We start from the raw sequence: 9013 nt of genomic DNA on the forward strand, positions 1-9013 counted from the left end.
GTCGGCTTCGCGGGCCCGGGCGACGAGTCGCCGCATCCATCGCCGCGCCACGAGCAGCAGCCCGCCGCCGGCGACGAGGCAGAACCAGCCGGGCGGAGTGGTGGCGAGTACGCCGAGGGTGTCGACACCGAGCAGCGCCCCGCCGAACAGCCCGAGCGCCGGCAGTGCCAGAACCACGCGCGAGGTCGCGAGGGGGCCGGCGAGGGCGACCGCGACCTCCCGGCGCGCGTCGTCCGTCGCGACGAGCACGTCCCCGAGCCGGCCGAGGGTCGCCGCGAGGGGGGCGCCGGACTCCGTCGCCACGCGCCACGCCGCGGCGACGCACGCCCAATCGGAGGCGTCCGCGGCATCCTGGGTCACCGCGAGGATCTCGGCCGGCAGCCGATCGGCCCCGTCGGCCTGCGCGATCCGCCGGGCGACGGGATCGGTCGAGCCGAGGTGCTGCCACGCCGACAGCGGGGGGAGCCCGGCTTCGAGCAGCACCGCGAGACGCAGCACCGACGACGACGCGGTCACCCGCGCACCTCGAGCCGGCCCCGCCGATCGACCCCGAGCGTCCCGACGGCAGCCAACCGGCGCCCGGACGGCGTGCGCTCCACATGGAGCACGGCGTCGAGCGCGCTCACCGCCTGGCGGGCGACGGCGTCGGGGGACATTCCCGACAGCGCGCCGAGCGCCTCGAGTCGCGCCGGCACGTCGGCGAGCGAGTTGGCGTGCAGGGTGCCCGCGCCCCCGTCGTGGCCGGTGTTCAGCGCGGCCAGCAGTTCGCGCAGCTCGGCGCCGCGGCACTCGCCCACCACGAGACGGTCGGGGCGCATCCGCAGGGCCTCGCGCACGAGCCGATCGAGCCCGACGCCCCCCGCACCTTCCAGATTCGCTTGCCGCGCCTCGAGCGAGACGACGTGCGGGTGCGCGATGCGAAGTTCGGCGACGTCCTCGAGCACGACGATCCGCTCGTGCGCGGGCGCGGAGCCCAACAGCGCGGCGAGGAACGTCGTCTTGCCGCTGCCGCCGGCGCCGGTCACCAGCAGGTTGGCCCGCCGCGCGACGAGGTCCCGGATGCGCCCCGCGTCGACCTGCGCGAAGAACCCGGCGGCGTCGAGGTCGTCGAGCGAGGGTCGCGCCTCGGCGGGGAGACGCACCGAGACGAGCGCTCCTCCTCCCGAGACGGGCGGCAGGACGACGTGCACGCGCACCCCGTCACCGAGACGCACGTCGACGCACGGCGTCGCCTCGTCGACGTGCCGTCCGCCGAGCGCGACGAGGCGCACCGCCAGCTCGCGCGCGGCGGCGGCACCGACGCGGATGGCGTCGATCACCCCGGCGCCGGCGCCCCGGTCGGCCCACACCGTGCCGTCGCCGTTGAGGAAGACGTCCGTCACCCCGCGTTCCGCGACGACGGCCGCGAGGGGCCCGAACTCGCCCGCGGGGATGCCGCGTGACACCCCGCTTCCCCGCGCGACGAAGGCTGTCATCCCCCGAGGTTCCGTCTCACCGGCCCGCACCCCCAGTTCGGGGCGGGGGACGGCGAAAACGGGCGGAACCGACGAACTGGGGAGGACGGAACCTCCGGAGCCCGTGTACCCCGATCCATCGCACGGCTCCGCCCCCCGTCAGGCTCTCCGCCGCGCGCTGCGGCCAACCACCCGAGCGACCCGGATGCGTCGAAATCCCCGCAGATACGGGGCTGATTAAGCGAGAGGGGCGGCGCCCATTGGGGGGAACGGGCGCCGCCACAGCGACGATGGATTGGGGGGAATCGCGAACGTCGCAAGCCGAGATTGCGCTCGGATGGTCCCGAGTGTACTCCAAATGGAGGACACCGCAACGGGGAGATTTCCCACACATCGCCCAGAGTCCGCAAGCCCTTGCTCACCCCCTTTCCGGGGCACGCGTGCCGGGCGAACAGGGCTCCGTCACGGGGCGAAACGCACACGGGATGTCGACGTACGCTGGCTAGGATCGAGGCAGGACCCCACCTCGGGGACCCCCGGCATCGCCGCCCGGCCGGTCTCATTCGAGGACAGTTTTTCTGTCAAGGAGGGCCCCTGCCATGAATTCGATCGACAACCTGATGCACGAAGAGCGTCGATTCCCGCCGAGCCCGGAGTTCGCGGCGGCCGCGATCGCCCAGTCCGGCCTGTACGAGACCGCGGCATCCGATCGCCTCGCGTTCTGGGCCGATCAGTCCCGTCGGCTGCTGCACTGGCACGAGCCGTTCACGTCCACCCTCGACTGGTCGGAGGCGCCGGTCGCGAAGTGGTTCGGCGACGGCAAGCTCAACGTCGCCTACAACTGCCTCGACCGGCACGTGCTCGAAGGCCGAGGCGACCGCATCGCGTACCACTGGGAGGGCGAGCCGGGCGACACCCGCACCCTCACCTACGCGGAGCTGACCACCGAGGTGAAGAAGGCCGCGAACGCCCTGAAGGCCCTCGGCATCGGCCAGGGCGACCGCATCGCGATCTACCTGCCCAACATCCCCGAGGCCGTCATCTCGATGCTCGCGATCGCCCGGCTCGGCGCCATCCATTCGGTGGTCTTCGGCGGCTTCAGCGCCGAGTCGCTGCGCGCCCGCATCGACGACGCGCAGGCGAAACTCGTGATCACCGCCGACGGCGGCTGGCGCAAGGGCAAGGTGTTCCCGCTGAAGCCGACCGTCGACGAGGCGGTCGCCGGGGCCGAGACCGTCGAGCACGTGCTCGTCGTCAAGCGCGGCGAGAACGAGGTCGCTTGGGGCGAGAAGGATGTCTGGTGGCACGACGCCGTCGGATCCGCGAGCGACGAGCACGAGGCCGAAGCGTTCGACGCCGAGAACCCGCTCTTCATCCTCTACACCTCCGGCACCACCGGGAAGCCGAAGGGCATCCTGCACACCTCCGGCGGCTACCTCACCCAGGCCGCGTTCACCCACGAGAACGTGTTCGACCTGCACCCCGAGACGGATGTCTACTGGTGCACCGCCGACGTCGGCTGGATCACCGGCCACACCTACGTCGTCTACGGCCCGCTCGCGAACGGCGCCACGTCGGTCATGTACGAAGGCACCCCCGACACGCCGCACCCGGGCCGCTGGTGGGAGCTGATCGAGAAGTACCGGGTCTCGATCTTCTACACGGCGCCCACCGCCATCCGATCGTTCATGAAGCTGGGCCGCGAGATCCCCGGGAAGTTCGACCTGTCGAGCATCCGCGTGCTGGGCAGCGTCGGGGAGCCGATCAACCCCGAGGCCTGGATCTGGTACCGCGACATCATCGGCGGCGGCCACGCCCCGATCGTCGACACCTGGTGGCAGACCGAGACCGGGGCGATCATGGTCAGCGCGCTGCCCGGGATCACCTCGCTCAAGCCCGGCTCGGCGCAGGTGCCGATCCCCGGGATGTCGATCGCGATCGTCGACGACGACGGAACGCCCGTCGGCCGGGACGAGGGCGGTCTGCTCGTCATCACCGAGCCGTGGCCCGCGATGCTGCGCGGCATCTGGGGCGACATGGAGCGCTACGCCGAGACCTACTGGTCGAAGTTCGCCGACCAGGGATACTACTTCGCCGGCGACGGCGCCCGCTACGACCGCGACCAGGAGCTCTGGCTGCTCGGCCGCGTCGACGACGTCATGAACGTCTCGGGTCACCGGCTCTCCACCGCCGAGATCGAGTCCGCCCTCGTCGGGCACGAAGCCGTCGCCGAAGCCGCGGTCGTCGGTGCCGCCGACGAGACGACGGGTCAGGCGGTCGTCGCGTACGTCATCCTCAAGCAGCGCTTCGCCGGACTCGAGGATGCCGCGAGCGCGTTGCGCGCGCACGTCGCGTCGTCGATCGGCGCGATCGCCCGTCCCCGCGACGTCTACCTCGTCAGCGAGCTGCCGAAGACCCGCTCGGGCAAGATCATGCGGCGGCTGCTGCGCGACGTCGCCGAGGGGCGCCCGATCGGCGACACGACGACGCTCGCCGACCCCGCCGTGATGCGCCTCATCGAAGACCTCAGCGGATCCCCCGCGACGTCGTCGGTCACCGCCGTCACCGACGCGGGGAAGAACGCGCGCAGCTGAGGTTCAGGCCGGGCCGGGCGCGTTTCTCCGGAGAATCGAACCCTCCCAGCTCAGTCCGCCCGGGGCCATCGCCTCGGCCGTCCGAGCCGGGTCGCTCCTCCGTCTTCGACGCGCGTGGTACGCGGCCGTCGGCACCCCACTCGAACAGAGGATCGCGGTCGCGATGGGCGGGCGGATCGGGGCGGTGTCGGCGGCCCGGAGCTACGGGATGTGGACCGGAAGCGACGACGCCATCCATGTCAGTTGGTCGCCACACGGCCGCATGCGACCCGAGCCTGGCGATCGCCATGACCGACTCGGCATGTCGCCTGGGGCTGGCCCGGCCGGACGTGTTGAGAGCGCTCATCCGCAACGCACCCCGTCGGGTGCGCGACGCGGAAGCGGCCATCACTGAGGACTGGCCTGGCTGCGGCACCAGAATTCTCGCCGCCGTGGAGCGCGGCGACCACCTTCGGCGCATCCGCTGAACGCTTCTCCGGAGAAACGAACGTGAACTCCGGAGAAACGAACTCGAAGCAGGGTCAGGCGAATTCGAGGATGAGTTCCAGCTCGACCGGGGAGTCGAGCGGGAGTTCGGCGACGCCGACGGCGCTGCGGGCGTGGCGTCCGGCGTCGCCGAACACGTCGCCGAGCAGCTCGGAACCGCCGTTGGCGACCGCGGGCTGACCGGTGAACCCGGGCGCGGAGTTGACGAACACGACCGCCTTGACGACCCGGGTGACCCGGTCGAGCGACCCGATCGCCTCGGCGGCCGCCGCGAGCGCGTTGAGCGCGCACTGGCGGGCGAGACGCGCGGCGTCCTCCGGCGTCACGGCGCCGCCGACCTTGCCGGTCGCGGGGAGAGCGCCGTCGACGAACGGCAGCTGACCGGAGGTGAAGACGAGGTTGCCGGTGACGACGGCGGGCACGTAGGCGGCGACCGGCTTGGCGACAGCGGGCAGCTCGAGGCCCAGTTCGGCCAGGCGCCCCGCGACGGCGCTCATTCGGAGACCGCCAGCGGACGCTTCAGATAGGCGACGAGTCCGCCCTCCGGTCCGGTCACGATCTGCACGAGTTCCCAACCCTGGGAACCCCAGGTGTTGAGGATCGCGGTCGTGTTGTGGATCAGCAGAGGCGTCGTGACGTATTCCCAGGTGGGCATTGCAGGCATCCATTCAGGTTCAGGGCGCAGACCGTCGCGTACCCTAACCCTATGCCCGCCCAGAAATCGACGGCCGCCAGCCTGTTCACGGCCATCGCAGGGACCCTCGGTTTCAGCGCCCTCGCCGGCGTCCTCGTCACCGTCATGGTCGCCCCCGCCATCGCCGTCACCGGCATCACCGCCAACAACACCGTCGGCATCTTCAACTCGCTGCCCGAGTACATCGAGCTCGACTCCGGCAGCCAGCAGAACACGATCGTGGTGAACAACCCCAGTCAGGATCCGGAGAACCCGGACGACGACTACATCACCGTCGCGACGCTCTACGACCAGAACCGGCAAGAGATCGCGCTCGACGAGATGAACGAGTACGTGCAGTGCGCGGCCGTCGCGGGCGAAGACCGCCGCTTCGACGAGCACGGCGGGGTCGACATGCCGTCGCTCATCCGGGCCGCGGTCGGTCAGGTCACCGGCGACGACGGGGCCGGTGGCGCGTCGACGCTGACGATGCAGTTGGTGCGCAACATCCTCCAGCAGCAGGCGATCAACGACGAGACGCTGACCGAGGAAGAGCGCAAGCAGGAGATCCGCAACGCACTCGACCCGACCATCGACCGCAAGATCAAGGAGATGAAGCTCGCGATCGGCCTCGAGAAGAACTACTCGAAGGACCAGATCCTCGCCGGCTATCTCAACATCGCCGGCTTCGGCGGCAACACCTACGGCGTGCAGGCCGCGGCGTACGAGTTCTTCGGCGAGACGGCATCCACCCTGACGGCCGTGCAGGCCGCGAGCCTCATCGCGATCGTGCAGTACCCGAGCACGCGAAGCCTCAACTCCGACGACAACTTCGCGGCCAACCAGGAGCGCCGCGATGTCATCCTCGGCTTCATGGCCGACTACGGCTGCATCACCGACGCCGAGTACGACGAGGCTCGCGCGATCCCGGTGGATGCGGACTTCGTCAACCGGCAGCCGTCGGTCGTCGGCTGCCGCAACGCGACGCCCATCATCTACGGCTTTGTCTGCGACTACGCCAAGCGCACCGTGACGTCGCTGACGGCGCTCGGCGCCACCGAGGACGAGCGCAGTGCCGCGTGGAAGCGCGGGGGTTATCAGCTCGTCCTGACGATCGACCCGCGCCTCCAGCAGGCCGCCTACGACAACGTCCTCGCCTGGGCCCCGGCCGATGAGACGCGCTTCGACCTCGGCGCCGTCGCCACGTCGGTTCAGGTCGGCACGGGCAACATCGTCGCGATGGCGCAGAACAAGTACTTCGACGACTCCCCGGATGCGGCTGAAGACGTCACCAAGGACGCCGTCAACTACGCGGTCGATCGCGACCACGGCGGTTCGATCGGCTTCCAGCCCGGGTCGACGTACAAGCCGTACGTGCTGCTCGCCTTCCTCGCGGCGGGTCACGGCGTCAACGAGTCCTACAACGCCGGTGTTCGCGAGGTGAACCAGGCGGAGTTCGCCGACTCCTGCGCCCCGGAGTCGGTCGGCAGCAACGTCGTCGGCCCGCCGTGGGGCGGCAAGTACGACTTCAAGAACGACTCCAACGAGCAGGGGTCGTACACGATCGTGCGCGGCACCGCCGCCTCGGTGAACTCGGTCTTCATCCAGATGGCGAAGGCCGTCGATCAGTGCGACATCAAGAAGCTCGCCGAGTCGATCGGGGTGCACAACGGCAACCCGGATCAGGAACTGATCACCCGGCCCTCGTGCTCGATCGGTGGCTGCGAGAACGCGATCGCCCCGCTCCAGCAGGCGGCGGCCTACGCCGCCATCGCCAACTCCGGCGTCTTCTGCGAGCCCCGCATGGTGGGCTCGGTGATCATCGAGGAGACCGGCGAGGTGCTCGAGGGCGAGCCCGTGAAGTGCGGCCAGTCTCTGGTCTCTCCGGAGGTCGCCAACACGGCCGCCTACGCCATGGAGGCGGTCATGCGCGGAACCGGTTCGGCGTCGAACCCGAATGATGGGACCCCGTACATCGGCAAGACGGGAACGACCGACAAGTCCATCCACACCTGGATGGTCGGGTCGTCGCGTTCGGTGGCGACCGCGGTCTGGGTCGGCAACGTGCAGGGCGACCAGGCGATGCGCAACATCCGAATCAACGGCACCAGTGGTGGTCTGCTCCGTCACCGGATCTTCAAGCCGCTGGCCCAGGCCATCGACGCCATCTACCCGGGCGGAGGGTTCCCCGGACCCGCCCCCGAACTGCTCACCGGCTCCCCCGTCGAGGTCCCGAATCTCGTCGGCACGACGCTCGAGCAGGCGAACGCCGCGCTGACTCTCGCGGAACTCGGATTCGAGGACGGCGGCCAGGTCGATTCGGATCTGCCGGCCGGTCAGGTGGCGAGCACGGAGCCCGCTGCCGGCGCCTCTGTCTCCCGCGGAACGACGGTTCGGGTCTTCACGAGTAATGGGCTGGCCCAACCCGTCCCCAACGTCGTCGGGATGAGTCCCAGCGCGGCGGACAGTGCTCTCCAGGCCGAGGGCTTCGATGTCGCCACCGTCTGTTACGACCCGAGCGACGTCGCGGAGTATCCGACGACACCGCCACCGGACAACACCGTGATGTCGCAAGATCCGCCAGCGGGCGCGATGCGCAACCCGGCGAACACGACGGTGACGATCACCTACTACCGAACGACACCCGGGTCCTGTTGACCCGCGCGCGCGCGGCGGGCGTCGCCTTCGGGGTGACGGCCGCCGCAGCCCTCGGGGCGCTCGCCTGGGGCGTGTTCGTCGAACGCACCCGGTTCACGGTGCGGCGCGAGGTGCTCCCGATCCTCGAGCCCGGCTCGCGGCCGCTGACGATCCTGCATCTCAGTGACCTGCACATGGCGCCGTGGCAGCGCGCGAAACAGGACTTCGTCCGCTCGCTGGTGCGCTACGAGCCCGACCTCATCGTCGACACCGGCGACAACCTCGGACACGTCGACGGACTGGCCGGCATCCGTCGGGCGTTCGAGCCGTTCCGCGGTATCCCGGGCGTCTTTGCCCATGGGTCGAACGACTTCCACGGCCCGGTGCTGAAGAACCCGTTCGCCTACTTCGGCGGCCCCTCGGGTGCGAAGCCGCGGCAGCCGGATCTGGATGTCGACGCGCTCAACGCGTTCTTCACCGACGAGCTCGGCTGGCTCGACCTCAACAACGCGGCGCGGGCCCTTGAGTTCCGGGGTCACCGTCTGGAGCTGTTCGGCACCGGTGACGCGCACCGCCGCTGGGACCGTCTCGATGCGCTGCCCGGCAACCTCGAGGCGCTGCGCGAAGAGGTCGAGTGGGAGGGCGACGCCGGCGATGTTCTCCGGCTCGGCGTGACCCACGCCCCCTACCGTCGGGTGCTCGACGCGCTGACGAACGAGGGTGCCGACCTGATCCTCGCCGGGCACACGCACGGCGGGCAGGTGAGGATCCCCGGCTTTCCGGCACTCGTCACCAATTGCGACATCCCCCGCCGCCAGGCGCAGGGGCTCTCGGTGTGGCCCGGTCGCCGCCGCTCGGCACTGCTCAACGTGTCGGCGGGTCTCGGTACCTCGATCTACGCCCCAGTGCGGTTCGCCTGCGCGCCGGAGGCCGTGGTGCTCGAACTCGTTCCCGTCGGCTATCCTTGATAGGTTGCCGCACCTGACGCGGACAACGGGGTATGGCGCAGTTTGGTAGCGCGCGTCGTTCGGGACGACGAGGCCGCAGGTTCAAATCCTGTTACCCCGACGCATGTGATGTCTCAGGACATCTGCAAGGACCGAACCTGATTTCAGGTTCGGTCCTTTGCGTTTCTGAGGGGTTGGTAGTCGCGTTCGGGGTCGATGGTG

General features: G+C 70.0%; 8 protein-coding genes and 1 tRNA gene. 5 read left to right on the forward strand and 4 right to left on the reverse strand.

Annotated features, from left to right (window positions below; all coding sequences use genetic code 11):
- Both ACILQS_RS13675 and ACILQS_RS13680 read right to left on the reverse strand, forming a co-directional pair.
- Nucleotides 1–516: type II secretion system F family protein (locus tag ACILQS_RS13675; protein WP_395640684.1), on the reverse strand; the 516-nt coding region annotated here is incomplete at its 3' end.
- Nucleotides 513–1475, reverse strand: coding sequence for a TadA family conjugal transfer-associated ATPase (locus ACILQS_RS13680; protein ID WP_395640685.1), 963 nt, complete (start codon nt 1473–1475; stop codon nt 513–515). The genes ACILQS_RS13675 and ACILQS_RS13680, both read right to left, overlap by 4 nt.
- Before the next feature lie 578 nt (nt 1476–2053).
- Between ACILQS_RS13680 and acs the strand changes: the two genes are divergently transcribed.
- Nucleotides 2054–4048 carry an acetate--CoA ligase gene (gene acs, locus ACILQS_RS13685; RefSeq protein ID WP_395640686.1) on the forward strand — a complete coding sequence of 665 codons (1995 nt, stop codon included), beginning with the start codon at nt 2054–2056 and terminating at the stop codon, nt 4046–4048.
- A gap of 287 nt (nt 4049–4335) precedes the next feature.
- Nucleotides 4336–4515, forward strand: coding sequence for a hypothetical protein (locus tag ACILQS_RS13690; protein ID WP_395640687.1), 180 nt, complete (start codon nt 4336–4338; stop codon nt 4513–4515).
- Between the two features lie 54 nt (nt 4516–4569).
- On the opposite strand, the gene ACILQS_RS13695 is transcribed toward ACILQS_RS13690, so the two are convergent.
- Nucleotides 4570–5031: a RidA family protein gene (locus tag ACILQS_RS13695; RefSeq protein ID WP_395640688.1), complete on the reverse strand. Its 462-nt coding sequence runs from the start codon at nt 5029–5031 to the stop codon at nt 4570–4572.
- On the reverse strand, nt 5028–5189 hold the full coding sequence (locus ACILQS_RS13700) for a hypothetical protein (RefSeq protein ID WP_395640691.1): 162 nt from the start codon (nt 5187–5189) through the stop codon (nt 5028–5030). The genes ACILQS_RS13695 and ACILQS_RS13700 overlap by 4 nt, the downstream gene beginning before the upstream one ends.
- Nucleotides 5190–5240: 51 nt before the next feature.
- On the opposite strand from ACILQS_RS13700, the gene ACILQS_RS13705 reads away from it, so the two are divergent.
- The 3 genes from ACILQS_RS13705 (at nt 5241) to ACILQS_RS13715 (ending at nt 8912) form a co-directional block, all read left to right on the forward strand.
- Nucleotides 5241–7865: a transglycosylase domain-containing protein gene (locus ACILQS_RS13705; protein ID WP_395640689.1), complete on the forward strand. Its 2625-nt coding sequence runs from the start codon at nt 5241–5243 to the stop codon at nt 7863–7865.
- On the forward strand, nt 7862–8812 hold the full coding sequence (locus ACILQS_RS13710; protein WP_395640690.1) for a metallophosphoesterase: 951 nt from the start codon (nt 7862–7864) through the stop codon (nt 8810–8812). The genes ACILQS_RS13705 and ACILQS_RS13710 overlap by 4 nt, the downstream gene beginning before the upstream one ends.
- Nucleotides 8813–8838: 26 nt before the next feature.
- Nucleotides 8839–8912: transfer RNA gene (locus ACILQS_RS13715), tRNA-Pro, on the forward strand.
- Nucleotides 8913–9013 lie beyond the last annotated feature (101 nt).

Origin of the sequence: Pseudolysinimonas sp. (assembly GCF_044239695.1) — a bacterium.
GTDB lineage: Bacteria > Actinomycetota > Actinomycetes > Actinomycetales > Microbacteriaceae > Pseudolysinimonas_A.